Source organism: Streptococcus sanguinis, from assembly GCF_050222175.1.
Lineage (GTDB): Bacteria > Bacillota > Bacilli > Lactobacillales > Streptococcaceae > Streptococcus > Streptococcus sanguinis_M.
Map to the genome: position 1 here is coordinate 1,153,038 of NZ_CP071420.1, position 19,201 is coordinate 1,172,238.

At 41.2% G+C, this 19,201-nt stretch carries 18 protein-coding genes; 5 read left to right on the plus strand and 13 right to left on the minus strand.

Translation table 11 applies throughout. The annotated features are described in order from the left end of the window. Positions 1 to 13: 13 nt before the first annotated feature. From J1C91_RS05875 to J1C91_RS05890, 4 genes are all read left to right on the plus strand, one after another. Complete coding sequence (locus J1C91_RS05875) at positions 14 to 1,057, plus strand: dihydrolipoamide acetyltransferase (protein ID WP_002912457.1); 1,044 nt, start codon at positions 14 to 16, stop codon at positions 1,055 to 1,057. A 73-nt stretch (positions 1,058 to 1,130) separates the two neighbouring features. Beyond that, on the plus strand, positions 1,131 to 2,837 hold the full coding sequence (gene lpdA, locus J1C91_RS05880) for a dihydrolipoyl dehydrogenase (protein ID WP_002912456.1): 1,707 nt from the start codon (positions 1,131 to 1,133) through the stop codon (positions 2,835 to 2,837). 66 nt (positions 2,838 to 2,903) lie between these two features. After that, complete coding sequence (locus J1C91_RS05885; RefSeq protein ID WP_002912455.1) at positions 2,904 to 3,893, plus strand: lipoate--protein ligase; 990 nt, start codon at positions 2,904 to 2,906, stop codon at positions 3,891 to 3,893. Between the two features lie 165 nt (positions 3,894 to 4,058). Beyond that, on the plus strand, positions 4,059 to 4,697 hold the full coding sequence (locus J1C91_RS05890; RefSeq protein WP_002912454.1) for a hypothetical protein: 639 nt from the start codon (positions 4,059 to 4,061) through the stop codon (positions 4,695 to 4,697). Between the two features lie 79 nt (positions 4,698 to 4,776). On the opposite strand, the gene xerS is transcribed toward J1C91_RS05890, so the two are convergent. From xerS to J1C91_RS05930, 8 genes are all read right to left on the minus strand, one after another. Beyond that, on the minus strand, positions 4,777 to 5,847 hold the full coding sequence (gene xerS / locus J1C91_RS05895; RefSeq protein WP_002909738.1) for a tyrosine recombinase XerS: 1,071 nt from the start codon (positions 5,845 to 5,847) through the stop codon (positions 4,777 to 4,779). A 179-nt stretch (positions 5,848 to 6,026) separates the two neighbouring features. Continuing rightward, entirely contained in the window at positions 6,027 to 6,470 is a 444-nt protein-coding gene (locus J1C91_RS05900) for a MepB family protein (protein WP_125438673.1), read from the minus strand. A gap of 53 nt (positions 6,471 to 6,523) precedes the next feature. After that, positions 6,524 to 7,324: an alpha/beta hydrolase gene (locus J1C91_RS05905; protein WP_125438675.1), complete on the minus strand. Its 801-nt coding sequence runs from the start codon at positions 7,322 to 7,324 to the stop codon at positions 6,524 to 6,526. A gap of 120 nt (positions 7,325 to 7,444) precedes the next feature. Then, complete coding sequence (locus J1C91_RS05910; RefSeq protein ID WP_048773444.1) at positions 7,445 to 9,136, minus strand: metallophosphoesterase; 1,692 nt, start codon at positions 9,134 to 9,136, stop codon at positions 7,445 to 7,447. 59 nt (positions 9,137 to 9,195) lie between these two features. Next, a complete protein-coding gene (ffh, locus tag J1C91_RS05915; RefSeq protein WP_125438677.1) occupies positions 9,196 to 10,770 on the minus strand; it encodes a signal recognition particle protein in 1,575 nt (524 codons plus the stop codon). Positions 10,771 to 10,798: 28 nt separating this feature from the next. Continuing rightward, positions 10,799 to 11,014, minus strand: a complete 216-nt coding sequence (locus J1C91_RS05920; RefSeq protein WP_125438679.1) for a 2-oxoglutarate:acceptor oxidoreductase — start codon at positions 11,012 to 11,014, stop codon at positions 10,799 to 10,801. Between the two features lie 4 nt (positions 11,015 to 11,018). Then, a complete protein-coding gene (locus J1C91_RS05925) occupies positions 11,019 to 11,351 on the minus strand; it encodes a putative DNA-binding protein (protein ID WP_032907526.1) in 333 nt (110 codons plus the stop codon). A gap of 152 nt (positions 11,352 to 11,503) precedes the next feature. Then, positions 11,504 to 12,202, minus strand: coding sequence for a GntR family transcriptional regulator (locus J1C91_RS05930; RefSeq protein WP_002909746.1), 699 nt, complete (start codon positions 12,200 to 12,202; stop codon positions 11,504 to 11,506). Between the two features lie 238 nt (positions 12,203 to 12,440). Between J1C91_RS05930 and guaA the strand changes: the two genes are divergently transcribed. Next, a complete protein-coding gene (gene guaA / locus J1C91_RS05935) occupies positions 12,441 to 14,003 on the plus strand; it encodes a glutamine-hydrolyzing GMP synthase (RefSeq protein WP_002909747.1) in 1,563 nt (520 codons plus the stop codon). 87 nt (positions 14,004 to 14,090) lie between these two features. Here the strand turns inward: guaA and J1C91_RS05940 are convergent, their stop codons facing one another. The 5 genes from J1C91_RS05940 to glyA all read right to left on the minus strand — a co-directional run bounded on the left by J1C91_RS05940 (position 14,091) and on the right by glyA (position 19,156). Then, on the minus strand, positions 14,091 to 15,071 hold the full coding sequence (locus tag J1C91_RS05940; protein ID WP_125438681.1) for a DUF1002 domain-containing protein: 981 nt from the start codon (positions 15,069 to 15,071) through the stop codon (positions 14,091 to 14,093). Between the two features lie 276 nt (positions 15,072 to 15,347). Then, on the minus strand, positions 15,348 to 16,202 hold the full coding sequence (locus J1C91_RS05945) for an alpha/beta hydrolase (protein ID WP_125438683.1): 855 nt from the start codon (positions 16,200 to 16,202) through the stop codon (positions 15,348 to 15,350). Positions 16,203 to 16,315: 113 nt separating this feature from the next. After that, on the minus strand, positions 16,316 to 16,918 hold the full coding sequence (locus J1C91_RS05950) for a lysozyme family protein (protein ID WP_048773437.1): 603 nt from the start codon (positions 16,916 to 16,918) through the stop codon (positions 16,316 to 16,318). Further along, positions 16,918 to 17,892 (minus strand): nucleoid-associated protein, encoded by a 975-nt coding sequence (locus tag J1C91_RS05955; RefSeq protein ID WP_002909751.1) that lies wholly within the window; start codon positions 17,890 to 17,892, stop codon positions 16,918 to 16,920. Before J1C91_RS05955 ends, J1C91_RS05950 begins: the two co-directional genes overlap by 1 nt. A gap of 1 nt (position 17,893) precedes the next feature. Further along, positions 17,894 to 19,156 carry a serine hydroxymethyltransferase gene (gene glyA / locus J1C91_RS05960; protein ID WP_002909752.1) on the minus strand — a complete coding sequence of 421 codons (1,263 nt, stop codon included), beginning with the start codon at positions 19,154 to 19,156 and terminating at the stop codon, positions 17,894 to 17,896. Positions 19,157 to 19,201: the final 45 nt, after the last annotated feature.

Genomic DNA, 19,201 nt, shown 5'->3' on the forward strand with positions numbered 1-19,201 from the left:
AATTGGAGAGGTCATGGCTGATGATAAGCTAAGAGCGACTCCTGCAGCTAGAAAGTTAGCGGATGATTTGGGAATCAACCTCTATGATGTTTCTGGCTCAGGCGCAAACGGTCGTGTCCACAAAGAAGACGTGGAAACTTATAAAGATACAAATGTGGTGCGTATTTCACCACTGGCAAAACGAATTGCCCAAGAACATAATATCGCTTGGCAAGAGATTCAAGGAACTGGCCATCGTGGCAAGATTATGAAGAAAGATGTTCTTGCCTTCTTGCCTGAGAATGTTGAGAGCGATACAATCAAATCTCCTGCTCAAATTGAAAAAGTGGAAGAAATGCCTGATAATGTCACTCCTTACGGTGAAATTGAGCGTATTCCAATGACGCCAATGCGGAAGGTTATCGCTCAGCGGATGGTGGAATCTTACCTGACGGCGCCAACATTCACACTTAACTATGATGTTGATATGACAGAAATGCTGGCCTTGCGTAAAAAAGTGCTGGAGCCAATCATGGAAGCAACTGGCAAGAAAGTAACTGTCACAGACCTGCTTTCGCTAGCTGTTGTAAAGACACTGATGAAACATCCTTACCTCAATTCGACCTTGACAGAGGATGGAAAGACCATTATCACACACAACTATGTCAACCTTTCAATGGCAGTCGGTATGGATAATGGCCTGATGACACCAGTTGTCTACAATGCAGAAAAAATGAGCCTATCAGAGCTTGTAGTAGCCTTTAAAGATGTAATCGGACGTACCTTGGAAGGCAAGTTAGCTCCGAGCGAGCTGCAAAATTCAACCTTCACAATCAGTAACTTAGGTATGTTTGGCGTTCAGTCTTTTGGGCCAATCATCAACCAGCCAAACTCTGCTATCTTGGGTGTGAGCTCAACGGTAGAGAAACCTGTCGTTGTTAATGGCGAAATTGTTATCCGTCCAATTATGAGTCTGGGCTTGACCATTGACCACCGTGTAGTTGATGGAATGGCTGGAGCTAAGTTTATGAAGGACTTGAAGGCTTTAATTGAAGACCCAATTTCAATGTTGGTATAAGATTTTCTTTGATATTCTAAAAAGCGAAGAAGCACTCAGCAAATGAAAAATTAAATTAGAAAAGGAAAGAAAAATGGCTTTAGAAGTAATTATGCCAAAAGCCGGCGTGGATATGACCGAAGGGCAAATTGTCCAATGGAATAAGAAAGTCGGCGAATTTGTCAAAGAAGGGGAAATCCTTCTGGAAATCATGACTGACAAGGTCAGCATGGAATTGGAAGCTGAAGAAGACGGCTATCTGATTGCCATTCTCAAAGGTGACGGAGAAACTGTTCCAGTAACGGAAGTCATCGGTTACTTGGGAGAAGAAGGAGAAAACATTCCAACTGCTGGCGGATCTGCACCTGCGGAAACACCAACTCCTGCAACAGCGGCAGCAAGTACAGATGATGATAAGAGTGATGATGCTTACGATATCGTTGTTATCGGTGGCGGACCTGCTGGTTATGTAGCGGCTATCAAAGCAGCTCAGCTGGGTGGTAAGATTGCCTTGGTTGAGAAGTCTGAGCTCGGCGGAACCTGCTTGAACCGTGGTTGTATCCCTACAAAGACTTACCTGCACAATGCTGAAATCATTGAAAGCCTTGGTCACGCTGCTAACCGTGGTATCATCATCGAAAACCCAAGCTTCACAGTAGACATGGACAAGGTCCTGGAAACCAAAAACAAGGTTGTCAATACGCTTGTTGGAGGTGTTGCTGGTCTTCTCCGCAGCTATGGCGTAGATGTTCATAAAGGAATTGGTACCATTACTAAAGACAAGAATGTTCTTGTAAACGGCAGCGAGCTGCTAGAAACGAAGAAGATTATCCTTGCTGGTGGTTCAAAAGTCAGCAAGATCAATGTTCCTGGTATGGAATCATCTCTTGTTATGACCAGTGATGATATTTTGGAAATGAACGAAGTGCCAGAAAATCTGGTAATTATCGGCGGTGGTGTTGTCGGTATTGAGCTTGGACAAGCCTTCATGACATTTGGCTCAAAAGTCACTGTTATCGAAATGATGGACCGCATCGTACCAGCTATGGATGCAGAAGTCTCTAAAAATCTTCGCCTCATCTTGGAGCGCAAGGGCATGACAATCCTGACTGAAACTAAGTTGGAAGAAATCATCGAAGAAAATGGCAAACTCCGTATCAAGGTTGAAGGAAAAGAAGATATTCTAGCAGATAAGGCTCTGCTTTCTATCGGACGTGTGCCAGATTTAGAAGGTATCGGTGAGGTTGAATTCGAACTGGATCGCGGCCGTATCAAAGTTAATGAGTACATGGAAACTTCCGTTCCAGGTATTTACGCACCAGGTGATATCAATGGTACTAAGATGCTGGCTCATGCAGCCTTCCGTATGGGTGAAGTTGCTGCTGAAAATGCTCTGAAAGGTAACCACCATGTTGCTAAACTCAATCTGACGCCTGCAGCCATCTACACCCTGCCAGAAGTAGCAGCAGTTGGTTTGACAGAGGAGCAAGCTCGTGAGAAATATGATGTAGCGATTGGTAAGTTCAACTTCGCTGCTAACGGCCGTGCTATCGCTTCAGACGCGGCTCAAGGTTTCGTTAAAGTCATTGCTGACAAGAAGTATGGTGAGGTCCTAGGTGTTCATATCATCGGTCCTGCAGCTGCAGAATTGATTAACGAAGCATCCACCATCATTGAAATGGAAATCACCGTAGAAGAAATGCTTAAGACCATTCACGGTCACCCAACCTTCTCAGAAGTTATGTACGAAGCATTTGCAGATGTACTGGGATTAGCAGTTCACTCACCTAAGAAAAAATAATTTAAAAGATAGATTAGACTGGACATAAATCATTGTTCCAGTCTCTATCGTATAAAGAGGTAGCTTATGAAATACATTGTTAACTACTCAAATGATACAGCTTTTAATATCGCTTTGGAGGAATATGCTTTCAAACACCTCTTAGATGAGGATGAAATTTTCCTGCTCTGGATTAACAAACCCTCTATCATCGTGGGTCGCCACCAAAACACTATCGAAGAAATCAACCGTGATTATGTTCGTGAGCATGGCATTGAAGTTGTACGTCGTATCAGTGGTGGAGGAGCTGTTTATCATGATCTGAACAACCTCAACTACACCATTATCTCCAAGGAAAGCGAAGATCGTGCTTTTGACTTCAAGAGTTTCTCTACGCCAGTTATCAACACCTTGGCAGAACTTGGGGTAAAGGCTGAATTCACTGGCCGTAATGACCTGGAAATTGACGGTAAGAAGTTCTGCGGCAATGCGCAGGCCTATATTAACGGCCGTATCATGCACCATGGTTGCCTGCTCTTTGATGTTGATTTGTCTGTCTTGGCCAATGCGCTTAAAGTTTCTAAAGACAAGTTCGAATCAAAAGGTGTTAAATCCGTTCGTGCACGCGTGACAAATATTGTCAATGAATTGCCAGAAAAGATTACTGTCGAAGAATTCCGAGACCTGCTTCTGGACTACATGAAGAAAGAATATCCAGAAATGACAGAATATGTCTTCTCCGAGAAAGAACTGGAAGAAATCAAGCAAATCAGAGATAACAAGTTTGGAACTTGGGACTGGAACTACGGTAAATCACCTGAATACAATGTGCGCCGTGGCACCAAGTTTACCAGCGGTAAGGTAGAAATCTTTGCCAATGTTGTTGAATCTAAGATTCAAGATATTAAAATCTATGGAGACTTCTTTGGTATTGAGGACGTAGCAGCAGTAGAAGATGTGCTGCGCGGTGTTAAATATGAACGTGAAGATGTCCTTAAAGCTCTTGAAACGATTGATATTAGCCGCTACTTTGCTGGAATCAGCAGAGAAGAAATTGCCGAAGCTATCGTTGGTTAAAATATGACATAAAGAAAACCAAGCTCTTGAAGAGTTTGGTTTTTCATGTAAACAGTATATTTCAAATCAACAACATTCTTACGTTTCCTTAACCAGCTAGTTTTCTCTAGGCTTTATTTACCAGATATGATAAAATGATAGGGAATCAGAGAAAGGGGTGCCTTGATGCAGAAAGTCCCAGTAGAAAGCCTTGGTTTGTTTGAGCAGTTGGACCGCACAGTTGTAGCTTTTCTGAAGAAAAAACCATCTCCTAATCCAGACAATTTTTATGTTAGCATATCTCCAGAAGATTATGAGAAAAAGAAAGAAGAATTTGAAAAATCAGGCTATCAAGCTGTGAAATTACCGCTTGGCATGGCGTTAGATAATGTCATTCAGCAACCTTCTTTCCAAAACCTAGTCATTGGTGGGCTCTACATGGTAGATATCTTCGTTCCCAAGGAAGATCTGCTGCCCTTAAAGGATCTTGTTGACAGCTTTTGCATCATGTTTGCAGCAGCTAATAATCGAATAGAGAATATCAAGGCTTACGATCTGATGAAGAGTAAGACGGTTTACTTTATAGGGAAACTCTTCACAGATAATCCTCAGCCAGGCGACGAAATTAGCTTCGAAGGATTGAATAGAGAGACAGCAGAAGGCTCCTACGAAGCGGTCAAATGCTTCCTAACTAGAGAAAGCGCTGAAAAGTACAACTCTAAAAATCGACCAATTACCGCAGCAAATCTAGAACATCTCAAGCACTTCTGGGGCAAACCGCTGATTGTTGAACCCCATCGTAACTATTGGATTGAATTTTTATAAGAAAAAGAGCGAAGTATCTAAACTAGATTTTCGCTCTTTTGTTATTATTGTTTTATTTACATATTTTAAATTATGTAATTTATAGTTTGTCCAAAGCGTTCTTTTGTTCATCATTGACAATGTGGGTGTAGAGGTCCGTTACCTGAGTGCTAGCATGCCCTAGCTGATGACTGACGAGAACTTGAGATTTGGTTGCATCGTATAAACGTGTAGCAAGTGTGTGGCGGAGTTTGTGAGGCGTCACTCGCACCTTGAAGCTCTCAGAATACTTGGCCACCATTTTTTCAACACTGGAAGCATCGATTCGATTCGGAGTGCCTCGGTATTCAGTCAAAAAGAATGCTGTATCCGTCTTTTCGGCCTTGTATCGTTTGCTTCGAATACTCAGGTACTCCTCTAAATAGGACTTGGCAAAAGCAGCAACATTGACAGAGTCCCTTTTTCCGCCTTTTCTTGTCACTTCAATGACCATCATTTTGAGATTGATGTCTTTCAGATCCAGATTAACAGCTTCAGACAGACGAACGCCAGAGGCTAGTAGCAAGGCAATAATGGCTAGATCACGTTCCTTGTTCTTGTTGAAGGAGGACAGAGCTCGATTAGAGAGTTTCTTGGGGTACTCCGTATCAATATACTGGAGAAATTCTTCTGTCTCATCCCCTAAAAAGAGCTTCTGCTTAATATTCTCTGCACGGGCTGCCAGAGTTTCCTTTTTCTTCTTAGTAGCAACTTTTTTCATCACATTTCGATAGAAGTAAGGCTCGCCCTGTTCGTTTTCGACTTCCTCAGTCAAATATTTGTAGAGGCTAGATAAAGCCGAAAGAGTCCGGTTAATGGTTGTCTGGGAAACACCATTTTGAGTTGTATTGGCATTGAGAAGCGGCCGCTCGCGCAGATAAAGAATGAAGGCTTCCATGTCTTTTTTGGTCATATTTTCCAAGATTGAGAGAGGAATCTCAGCAATATGCGAAGCATCCGTGATACCAGATTCTAGCATCCAGTTAAAAAAGCGATCATATTCTTTGAGATATTCGTATAAGGTTGTAAAACTATAAGGCACCGCCAGCTTAGACTGGTAATATTCCAGAATGTACCAGGGCATAGTGGCTTTGAGTCTATCAATTCTTTCTAATAACAGTTCACGTCTCATCACATTTCTCCGTTTTTTCTATAATGGTAGTATAGCATATCTAGATATATTTTTCAAGAAAATTATAGTTTTTCGGAAAGATGTAAGAGGGCATATATAGTCCAATCTTATTAAAAAAAACGGATAATAAAAACAAGACAGAATTGAGAAATTAAACTCTGTCTTGTTTTACCTGAAACTTATTCTTCTAATTCGATTTTTTGAAAATAATCCAGTTGCCATTTTTGTGTTGCCTGAGCTGTTTTATTTAAATTGCTGCACCAGGACGGATAAAACCGCATAGCCATCTTTCCTTTACAATCCTTTGTAGAAAGAATTTTTTTACTGATAGCCACCTCTTTGGGAATGATAAATATACCGCAATGACGGTCGTCGATAACGACAATTACCAGTTCATCACCTAAGTCTTTATCAGTATATGGAATGTTCTTGTTGTCTTGGTCTTTTTTCCAAAAGACTGTAAAGTAACCTTCTTTTTTGGGTGTTTTCTTTGCCAAACGGCATCTTTTATATTCTTGATCATCCTTTGGCTTAATCAAAATGCTTTCATAGTCTTCATTCCATTTTTCATTTATCAGATCAAAGTCACCATAATACCTATGAAGAATGTCTGTCATTTTCATTGTTTTATCACCTTTCTAATTTTTTACCAAAATTAAATTATGTAAATTAATTGTTAGAACAAAAACTCCCTAATTAAATCAACTACCTGTTCATTTTGCGGCAAGGAAGAATGATGGGCATCCTTGCCTACGATGACTACCTCTCTGTGCGAGGCAATCTTTCCTTTGTAAATCAAACTCCCGGCCTCTACACTGCTTTTATGGACAATTCCGTCACCATCTCGGAAAAAGATTCCCAAAATCGACAAATGCTGAAGCTTCTTAGGAAGTTTTTCCTGGTTGGTTACAAAGTCATCTAACATCTCAACTCGTTGATTGAGATTCTTCTTGTTCAGATTATAAGGACTGCCAATAGTCAGGAGTTTTTCCATCTCAAGTCCGGAATGATTTGCTAGGTATTGCTGCAGAAATACTGTATAAACTAGACCACCATTAGAATGTCCCAGCGCCTTAAAACTGTTAAAAGAGTACTTGTTTCGCAAAACAGTCAAGGCAGCGTCAAACATTGCCGCCTGCTGCTTGATGTTTTCATATCCATCGCGATTATTTTGAAAGCCAACTACAAAAATGGGATTTCTATCCTTGCGCTTCAAATGCCCTCGGTAAGTCATGTGCCCGTCATTCCAGACTTTAATACGGACTAGGCTATGACTTGGATGCTGATTTCGGTTGAGTTTTTTAACCATTCGATTAAAACGATTCTCTGTCGCCGAACTACCTGGAATCATGATAATAGGATGTATTTCGACCTTGCTGGCAGGTAGATGGGAAATAGGGTGAGAAGGCAGCTTATTTAATAATTTTTGAAAGGTTTTAGCAAATCGATGAATCAATTGAGTCAAAAAAGGCTTCATTCTAGTCTCCGTATCTGAATCTGATATTTTCAAAAACAAGCCACATAACGGATTTATGTAGCTTGTTATTTTCTCTTTGAAAGAAATATGCTAAATTACTTTATTTCTTAATTACATTATTTAACTTAAATCGCCTTCTATCTGAAACATTTTTTCTTTAGGCTTATCTTCCCCTAATAATTGATTATTAAAAAAATTAGCCATTGGAAGAAAAAAGTCCAAATCTAAATGCTTTCCATTAACGACTGGTATTTTTAACTCAATATTTCCAATTTTAATAGAAGAGTTTTTTCCTTGAAGGGCTTTTATAGTTACTATTTCATCTAAATTAATTTCTGGTATATTCTTAATAGTTGAAAATACCATTGATTGACGAACTATGTCGTAAACATTTACTTTACGCATACTCTTTAGAAGATGAGTTCGAGCATTATAAGCGTATCCTGAAACAAGTAAAGCAGTAAAAAATTCAAATGGATTCTCTTGGTAACCTTTTTCTAATACATCAATTGCTGCTTCAACAGCTAATTTTGAATGATAAAGTTGCCATCCTAACGCATCTGAATAACCTGCGTTCCCTGCAAATTCGTTTTTTATTTGAGCTATTTCCTTTTTTACTCGTTGAATATAGTCTTCGCTATTTTTCATATAAGCAGAAATAGCTCGTTTGTTACCAAAGTTTCCTGCTCTTCTAAATCCGTAGCGTCTAACTTTTAGAGAAGTTTCTGCATTATCATTATTTTCTTGATATATCACTGAAAAATCTGTAAAAACACTTAACGAACTATTTATATCAATTAAACTATAAAGCTTTTCAGTAGGGACTAATAATCCAAAAGAAGCTAAAGTAAGGTCTTGAAACCATTTCTCATTTTGGTAACCAGCTTGTACAGCAATTGAATTCCAGTAATGAACATCACGATGCGTATGTCCACTAATTAACCAATATCTGTTATCTGGCTCAGGCTTATAAATACTAGGATAAGGTGTTTCTTCTTTTGGGAATAAAGCAAGAGTCTGCCACCAAGAATCTATTGCGTTTTCAGCGAGTGAATCCATCGGCCAGTGTGTTACTATGAATAGTGATTCATTTTTATTTAATCTAGTAATTCTCTTATTTGCAAAATCACACCACTCTTTATTAAGTTTTTTAAGCGTTTCTATATCGAAATTTTTAACTTGAGTGCAATCTGGTACGCGGTTTTCTATGTCTTTGATTGTTGCAGTTAATAACCAATTTGAATCATTTTCGTCAATGTATTCAAATAAGTCATAAACATTTGCTATGCGATTAAGGTCTAGGACTGTATAATTTAAATTAGTGAAGCCAGTATCTCCGATAAAAACCAAATTACCTATTTTGTACTCTCTACCAGTAAGGAGAAGGCGACAGAATTTATTTCTCTCTGTTGCCATTGAAGCTTGCTCAATACATTCAATCCACGTTCTTTTTTTATCTGAATAAGTCCAATAATCGTGATTTCCTAAAACTACAAAAGATGTAATCTGAGCTTTTTCGAGAATTTGTATAAAATCAAGCGTCTCAAAGAAATCGTCAAAAAAATCTCCAGCTAAAACAAAAATATTTCCTTCTCTATTTGAATATAGTAAATCAATAAAAAATTTTATATTTTGTTTAATTTTATTTTTAGAATATTGATAATCTCCACTTTTCAATACTTCTTCCATATATTTGAAATGAGCAATAGGATCATTCTCTAATTTTATTAATTTCTGTTTTACATACCCTGGAAGTGCTTTTTTATCAAAATGTAAATCACTCAATACATAAATATTAGGTTTTTCGTTCATAATAATCTCCTAAATTTATAAAACTAAATCCTAACTAAGTTAATAAAGAAATTCTTATCCTACTTCCGCTTCTTCTTGTTTTTCTTCATTTGCTTGGCCATTTTGTTCATGCTGCGACGCATCAGAAACTCTCCAGCCTTACCTTTGAGACCACCACCGAACATTTGGCTCATATCCGACATTCCGGCTCCTCCTAAGCCTGACATATCTGGCATACCGCCTTGGCCCATCATGCCTTCCAGAGCTGACATGTCGGGCATCCCTCCGCCACCAGGCATGTTCTTAGGCATATTGTTTGGATTGAGCCCCATTTGCTTCATCATCTTGCTCATATCGCCTGACAGAACGCCCTGCATCATCTGCTTAGCTTGATTGAAGTCTTTGATAAATTTATTGACATCAACGAAACTGTTACCTGAACCATTGGCAATCCGACGGCGACGGCTAGGACTCAGCAAGTCAGGATTTTCTCGCTCAGCCGGTGTCATAGAGGATACGATAGCACGTTTGCGGGCAATTTCTTTCTCATCCACTTTAATATTCTTGAGAGCAGGATTATTGGCCATACCTGGAATCAGCTTGAGTAAGTCTTCCATAGGTCCCATGCCTTGTACCTGATCCAGCTGATCAATGAAGTCATTGAAATCAAAGGTGTTTTCCCGCATCTTTTCAGCCATTTCAAGCGATTTTTTCTCATCGTATTCTTGAGAGGCTTTTTCGATCAGAGTCAGCATGTCCCCCATGCCCAAAATCCGACTGGACATACGGTCTGGGTGGAAGGTCTCGATATCAGTAATCTTTTCACCGGTACCAGTAAATTTAATAGGCTTACCAGTAATCTGACGGACAGACAAGGCTGCACCGCCACGGGTATCGCCATCAATCTTAGTCAGGATAACCCCGGTCACTTCCAGTTGACTGTTAAATTCACGAGCGACATTAGCCGCTTCCTGACCAATCATGGCATCGACAACCAAGAGGATTTCATTCGGATTAGCCAGCGCTTTGACATCTGACAGCTCCTGCATGAGCTTTTCGTCAATCTGAAGGCGACCAGCCGTATCAATCAGGACATAGTCATTGTGGTTGGCTTTCGCTTGCTCCAAACCTTGACGGACAATCTCAACAGCTGGAACTTCCGTACCTAAAGCAAAAACAGGTACATCAATTTGCTGTCCAAGTGTTTTCAGCTGATCAATAGCCGCCGGACGGTAAATATCCGCCGCAATCATGAGCGGACGAGCATTTTCTTCTTTCTTGAGCTTATTAGCAAGCTTACCGGCAAAAGTAGTCTTACCAGCCCCTTGCAGACCAACCATCATGATAATAGTTGGAATCTTTGGTGACTTGATAATCTCGGCAGTATCAGAGCCAAGGATAGTTGTCAGCTCTTCGTCAACAATCTTGATAATCTGTTGCGCTGGATTGAGGGTGTCGATAACCTCATGACCGACAGCGCGCTCACGGACTTTCTTGATAAAGTCTTTGACAACTGGCAGGGCAACGTCAGCTTCTAAGAGAGCCAGACGAATCTCTTTGGTTGCTTCCTGAACATCGCTCTCTGAGATTTTTCCTTTTCTGCGCAGATTTTTAAAGACGTTCTGCAAACGTTCCGTTAAACTTTCAAATGCCATTTTTTATTTCTCCTAGTTTCTATTTAAATCAATTCAGTGGAAATTTTCCAAAACGTGTTAAACAAGCGTATTCTTCAGCAGAGACTTCTTTCATAATCTCATTTGGGTAGCCCCAGCAGCTGAAGCCTTCTTGCATTGCCTTAGAAAGATCGTCAGGGGAGATGAGTTGTACCCTAGAAGGAAAAGGTTCTTCCGACTCCAACAACCAGCAAGACATTCCCTTGTAGATAACTTGTTTAGCCATATGGTCACTCCCTATTGTCAATACCAGACAGAATCCCGATCTGCTCCTGCAGATAGCTGTCGTCAGGGTATTTCTCTGTAATCTGGTCAAATATCTGACTTCTGACGATGTAGTCCGAGTACATGTGCAGCTTTTTCTCATAGTCTTCCAGAATCTTCTCTGTCCGTTTGATATTATCATAAACGGCCTGACGGCTAACACCAAACTCCTCGGCAATCTCCGCCAGACTGTAATCATCTGCATAGTAGAGTTCAATATAGTTCATCTGCTTGTCAGTCAAAAGCGCCGCATAAAACTCAAAGAGAGCATTCATTCGGTTTGTTTTTTCAATTTCCATAAGAAACATTATACCAGAAAAGCATGATAAACTCTAGTCTGACAAGGGAAATAAACACTCGAAATATGAGATTGCAAAACTTCAATCAGCTTTTTCTTCTGTGTAAAAGACAAGTAAAAAACTCTTAGTGATAACCAAGAGTTTTGCAATAATTAATTGTTTTCCAAATAAAATTCAAAACGATCGCCGACATACTGGCTTTTTACATATTCAAAAGCTGTACCGTCATCAAAGTAAGAAATCTGAGTCAGTCCTAAGATGGCATGGCCACGGGGAATATCGAGGTAATTGGCGATTTTTTCCTTAGCCAGCCGAGCATAAATAGTTTGCTGGGACTTGCCGATTTTATAGCCGTGTTCCTGCAAGGTCTGGAAGAAATGACTGGTCACCTCTTCTTTTTTGAAATTCTTAATGAACTTCTCTGGAATTGAAGCCACCTCGTAGACCACCGGCAAATCGTCAGCGTAGCGAACCCGCTCCATCCGAATGACATTTTCTGTCTTATGGATGCCTAGCTTTTCCACTTCCTGCTCACTCGGCAGGGTACGCCGATAAGAAATGAGCTGACTGGATGGCGTTTTGCCTTGAGCTTTCATGATTTCCGTGAAGCTGGTGGTGCCGCGCATTTTCTCCTGAACGCGTGTGCTGGCTACAAAGGTTCCACTACCGACCCGACGCTCCAGCACTCCCTCCTCAACCAAGAGTGTAATAGCCTGACGCAGGGTCATACGGCTGACCTTAAAGGTTTCGGCTAGATCTCGCTCGCTGGGCAGGCGCTCCCCAATCTCCCAAACGGCATCGTCAATATCTTTCTTAATCTGATCATGAATTTTGATATATGCGGGCAACATGTTGACTCTTCTTTCTTATTTGGTACCTTCCTTTATTTTAGTACCAAATACTTCAAATGTCAAACTAAATGATAAGTATTAGCTCTCAAGTGCTTGCTTTTATCACGATTCTAGCTGTTAAGCCAAATAAAGACTCATATTCGTTTTTTCATCACTCTTACTCCTTATTACCTTGGAAAAATTCCTTTTTTGTGATAAAATGAGGGGAAAAGATTACTTCTTTTAAGAAAGGGAACAGATGACAACTAGAACTGAATTGCAAGATGTCGAAAAGATCATCGTGCTTGATTACGGAAGCCAGTACAACCAGCTGATTTCACGCCGCATTCGTGAAATCGGTGTTTTTTCTGAGCTCAAGAGCCACAAGATTACTGCTGACGAAGTCCGTGCTATCCAGCCTGTCGGGATTATCCTTTCCGGCGGTCCAAATTCTGTATATGAAGACGGCTCCTTTGATATTGACCCAGAAATTTTCGAGTTGGGCATCCCGATTTTGGGGATCTGCTATGGTATGCAGCTTTTAACTCACAAGCTGGGCGGCAAGGTTGTCCCTGCTGATCATGCTGGAAATCGAGAATATGGGCAGTCAACTCTGTCACATACTGCTAACTCCAGTCTTTTTAACGGAACACCTGAAAGCCAGCTAGTTCTTATGAGCCATGGAGATGCAGTAACAGAAATTCCTGCAGACTTTGTTCGTACTGGTACTTCTGCTGACTGTCCTTTTGCAGCTATTGAAAATCCAGCTAAGAAAATCTACGGCATTCAGTTCCACCCTGAGGTTCGTCATTCAGAGTTTGGTTATGATATCCTGCGCAACTTTGCTCTTGATATTTGTGGAGCTAAAGGCGACTGGTCTATGGATAACTTCATTGACATGGAAATTCAAAAAATCTGCCAAACCGTTGGTGACAAGAAGGTGCTGTTGGGACTTTCTGGTGGTGTAGACTCTTCTGTCGTCGGTGTTCTCTTGCAGAAAGCGATCGGCGATCAACTAATCTGTATCTTTGTGGATCATGGCCTTTTGCGTAAAGGCGAAGCTGATCAGGTCATGGATATGCTTGGCGGCAAATTTGGTTTGAATATCGTCAAGGCTGACGCAGCTAAACGTTTCCTTGATAAATTAGCCGGTGTCTCAGATCCAGAACAAAAACGTAAAATCATCGGAAACGAGTTTGTTTATGTCTTTGACGACGAAGCCAGCAAACTAAAAGATGTGAAATTCTTAGCTCAAGGAACGCTCTATACAGACGTTATCGAATCTGGTACCGATACTGCTCAGACTATCAAGTCTCACCATAACGTTGGTGGTCTTCCGGAAGACATGCAGTTTGAGCTGATTGAGCCGTTGAACACACTTTATAAGGACGAAGTGCGTGCCTTGGGTACCGAGCTTGGTATGCCTGATGAAATTGTCTGGCGCCAGCCATTCCCAGGCCCAGGGCTTGCTATTCGTGTCATGGGAGAAATCACAGAGGAAAAATTGGAAACTGTCCGCGAATCTGATGCTATTCTCCGCGAAGAAATCGCTAAAGCTGGTCTTGACCGCGACATTTGGCAGTACTTTACTGTTAATACTGGCGTCCGATCTGTTGGGGTCATGGGTGACGGCCGGACTTACGACTACACAATTGCGATTCGCGCTATCACTTCTATTGATGGCATGACAGCTGACTTTGCCAAGATTCCTTGGGATATTCTGCAAAAGATTTCTGTTCGTATCGTTAATGAAGTAGACCATGTCAATCGCATCGTCTACGATATCACCAGCAAACCACCTGCAACTGTAGAGTGGGAGTAACAAACAAATCTTATTTTAAATGATAACTGTAAAAACAAACAAGGCTAGGACATTTTAGTCCTAGCCTTGTTTTATATAGTCTTGAGATTAACCGCCGAACAATCCTTTAAAGAAGTTGACAATGGCATTCCAGATATTAGAAAAGAAATTACCGCCTTCTTGAAGGAGGCCGTTTGCATCAAAGTTGAGGTTAATATTGTTAAAGGTAGCCCCTGCCTTTGAAACGATGCTGTCTTTCAAGTCGCTAAGTGTCTTTGTAAAGTCAGAATCTGTAATGACTCCACTGTTTGAAAGATTGATAGCGAAATTCACGATGAGGTTGATTTGGTCACTGGTCACTGACTGAGTCAGACCGTAGTTTTTCAAGGTTTCTTCAACAATCTTACGGACATCATCTGCTGTCAGATTACTGTTATTCTTCTTAGCGTTGGCGACAGCCGCTTTGATATCAGCTAGGGCTACGTTGAGCTTGTCTGCGTCATAGCCTTCCTTACCTGTATTTTCAGCATTGATGCCAGAAAGGGCAGCCAGTTCTTCCTGTGCTAGATTTTTATTTTCCTGAGGAATGGTCGCGCCATTATCCTCTAGAGAGTAGTAAATCCCTGCCAAGGCGCTCTCACCTGTTACCGGAATTGGTGCTGCAACGGTAATCTGCGCGTGCTGAACACCCAGAGTAACAGCTGCATTGCGATACATATCTTCTGTAACCTTAGTGATGTTTTGCGGAGTGACAATTTTGACCTCTAATGGCTTGTTGCCGCCTAACTTCTGGATTTTTACAGAAGAATAAAGCTGCAGACTAGGGTCGTTGGCAACATCCATGATTTTAGAGTAGACTTCCGGTGTCATGGTCTTAAGTGGCTTGCTGTCACTAGATGAATTGTAGCCTAGCATTTGCAAGGTCTGCTGTTTTTGGCTTTCATCCAAGGAATAACCCAGCACATACTCTGGCTGCACGTAAGTCTCATCAATGACTTTCTGAACATTTGAATTGGCAGCTGCGGTCGATACAGTAAACAGAGTAGCCAGCAAGGCTCCTGCTGTCATTAAAGTTTTTTTGAATTTCATATTTTTTCCTCTTTTCCCCTCGCTATAGTTTCCCAAATTCTATAGCTGTTTTATACAGTAAACTTTCTATCTGACTGCCTCTAATTTCTGTTTCTTGAGCTTGTGATTTTCGCTCCTTTTGATGTTTAGAGTGCTTCAGTTAAGTTGCTGCAATGATGGAGTTATTATTATCTCATCCATTGAGGGCTTGAGATAATAGATACATTTTACAACATTTCTCAAAGAAGTTCAAAGAAAAAACAGTCACTGGATTTGCTTGCCAGTAACTGCTCTTTTCTACTTTTTCCAAAGGAAGTCAATCAGCAATTCGTCTACTTCTGGATTCTCATGCAATTGGCTGTGCTGAGCCAACTGGCCTGTAATTTTCTTTTCCTGGTAAGATTTAGCATTCTCAACTAGGAGATATTTGAGGCTGCGAGAAGAAATATTGAGGACAGAACCGTCGGATTCGTTTTTAAAATCACCGTAAATGTTCAGAACATCTACTTGTTCTTGCGGGTAAACTTCTCGTAATCCCAGTAGTTTTTGATAAGTCTGGCTCATAGCACTAGGCTGGCCAGTTTGGTCGTCTAGAATTGTCAAATCTTCAGGCAAGTCCCTTCCTTCCAGACCATTAACATGGTTGGCAATATTGACCTGCTTTTGCAACTGAGGAAGATTTTCATCCTGACCGTTCTCTAGCATATAAAAGAGGATGGACATATTCCCCATCGAATGGCCTACCAGATTCATCTTATTAAAGCCATAAGTCTCTTGTAGCTTACGAATCACAGCAGCTGCATACTTACCATCTTGAGCATAGTCGGCATTGCGGTTATCTTCGTAGTTTACCTTAATAATGGGATTGATAGCACCTTTCGGTATCTCGCCTAATAAGCTTACTTGACCGTTTTTACTGACATTTGCTGTGATAATTGTCTGAGTGACTCCAGCTTTTTTGGCTGCCTCTGTCATATGATTTTCAGCATTAGAGCTGGATCCAAAACCGTGGAAAAACAAGGTCGGCGTTGTTGACTGCACAAATTGTTTTGTATTGAGGCTAGTGGCTTCTTTATGGTTGTAAAAAGCTGTTAGACCGGCAATTGTCACCAAAACCAGAATGAGGAGCTTAAAAGCAAGTTTCTTGTTCATTTTTCATTCCTTTTTATGATAGATGTACAAAATTATATCATGTATCTATCATGGTTACAAATATCTGGATTATTACTTCACCATCAAAAAGAAAGAAGCTAAACTACTTCTTTCTAAAACCATTTTAAGAGGCGCATGATATGCATGTTCATCTTGACCTGACGGGAATAATAATAATTACCGCCGTTGATATAGAGTTCTGGCCCGTGAAAAATAGAAATCAGATTATAATAGCCGTAGGTCTTGCCAGTCACATTTCCTAAGCTTGGCGCTACTATATCTTTGGAATATTTCTTAGCCAGCTCCAACGTATTTTCGCCACCGTTTTTAGCGACATAGTCAATATAGGCCTGACCGAAATTATAGGCTTGTACTGCTGTCCAAACATCCACCTTTTTTTCACTGGCTAACTCTAGGTTATCAGACAAGGTCTGAACTCCCTGGCGAATACTTTCTTTGTTGTCCGTGATAGCATTGGTCTGACCAGTCGCGCTTTCACTGGACTGCATGACATCGGTGTCTTTTCCCTTGGTCTCTGTATAAATCATGGCCAGTACCAATTCTTCATTGGCCGCTGTGTCCTGCTCGTCCAGCACTTCTCTGACCAAAGTCTGATACTTCATGACCTGCTTAACATCATGATGAACCTGATAAATCTTGTAGCCGGCAAAGAGCACGAAAAGGACTAAAATCAGTCTTCTTAGAAATTTAAACATTATTTATTTTGGATATCCTCGATGTTCTTAATCAAAATAGAATAGGTTCCGTTGTCGTTCTGGATAAATTCTACAGACTCTGCGTCCTGATAGACATTATTAGGAACGATGAGCTCAATTCCATTTGAAAGGGAGAGTTTCTGATTTTCGAACTTCTTCTTCTGGCGGCTGCTGTCAATCTCATCAAACTTGACTGGCTCAGGAATAGATTCCTTGACTTGGTCAATAAAGGTAAGTCGGGCAGTCAAATTACTGTCAAAAAGATCATCGGCCAACTTCTCAGGCGACAGTTCGTCATTTTCTTCCAGATTTTTGAAAATACTGGATTTGACCTTGGACTGGAACTGAAAATCGTCTTTGTTAAAACTTTCGGCAACTTTTTGAGCAGTCTTCTCAAGTGCTTTGATTGATTTCTTGGCTGAAATTGTCGGATTGACCTGCAAGAGATTGTCTGACATATAATTGAGAAAGGCACCGTTATACTTGATGCGCTTTTCAATCAGATGGTACTTGCGAGATTTAAGATTGATAACCAAAGCCTCGTCCGCACCTGTACCAAAGCCAGGCAGATTGTTCTGCGTCAGTTTGATAGGATTGTCCACCTCACCCCCTAAGTGGGTTAGGGTTTCCCGCAGAGCAATCCGCAGAAAAGCGAAGTGCTGCACACCTTCTTTGTCAAACTGGACAAAAATCAGATCGTTGGTTTTCTGGTTTTCACTGACAGAAAACTCCTCCTGCCAGAGCTTGGCAACTGTCACTGATGTTTCCAGTAGGTCGTCTGAAAGCTGGGCTAAAAAGACGTTTTCGGGATCGAAAACACCTGTTTTAGCATCGTCAGAGTAGACCCGCTCAATCTTCTTGCGCAGGTATTCTTCAATCTTGGGAGTAATGTTGAGAAACTTATCCGCCAGCAGCAGTTCGGTATCAGCTGGGCTGAATTGATGAATAATCGCTTTTTTTACGTAAATATCCATCTTAGTTCAAGCCCTCATAAAGTGGAAAAGCGTCCGTCAATTCGCGAACTTCTGCCCGCACTTGATTCAGCACCGCTTCGTTCTCTGCATTTTCCAGAGCCTTGATAATGAGCTCGGCTACTTTGATGCTTTCTGTTACACCAAAGCCTCGAGCTGCAATGGCTGCTGTACCGATACGAATTCCGCTAGTCTTAAATGGTGACAAAGTCTCGTAAGGGATGGAGTTTTTATTAAGCGTGATATTAACCTCATCCAAGAGATTCTGAGCTACTTTCCCATTTTCTACAACCTTAGTAACATCTACCAAGAAAAGGTGATTTTCAGTACCGTCAGAAATCACACGGAACTTGTCATGCTGACGGAAGACTTGGGCCATGGCTTGGGCATTGTCCAAAATCTGCTGAGCATAAACCTTGAAAGCTGGATCCAGTACTTCTTTAAAGGCAACAGCCTTGGCTGCAATGACATGCTCCAATGGTCCACCTTGAATGCCTGGGAAGATAGCTGAGTTAATTTTCTTAGCCAAGTCTTCATCGTTTGTCAAAATCAATCCACCGCGAGGTCCGCGCAAGGTCTTGTGGGTCGTTGTCGTTGTGATGTCTGCATAAGGTACAGGGCTTGGGTGGAGACCTGCAGCAACCAAACCAGCGATGTGAGCCATATCAACCATGAGCTTAGCGCCTACCGCATCAGCGATTTCGCGGAATCTTGAAAAGTCGATGATGTGAGAATAGGCTGAAGCTCCCGCCACAATCAGCTTAGGCTGAACCTCTTTGGCTTGCTGGAGGATGGCATCAAAGTCCAGTAATTCTGTTTCGGAATCTACGCTATAGGATACAAAATTGTAGGTTTGCCCAGAGAAGCTGACTGATGCACCGTGTGTCAAGTGACCACCTGCAGACAAATCCATACCCATAACTGTATCACCTGGCTCAATCAAAGCCATATAAGCTGCGCAATTTGCCTGGCTGCCTGAGTGAGGCTGAACATTAGCAAACTTGGCACCAAAAATTTCCTTGGCGCGTTCAATTGCCAGACTCTCAATCACATCCACTACATCTGTCCCACCATAGTAACGGCGACCTGGATAACCTTCGGCATATTTATTGGTCAAAATAGAACCTTGAGCGGCCATGACAGCTTTCGAAACGACATTTTCTGAAGCGATTAACTCAATATTATGTTGCTGACGTTCTTCTTCTTTAGCAACTGCTTGCCAAATCTCTGGGTCAAATGCTTTGTAGTCTTCTTGGTCAAAAATCATAAGGTGTCTCCCTTCTTTTGCGAAAATAGGACCTTAGGTCCTAAA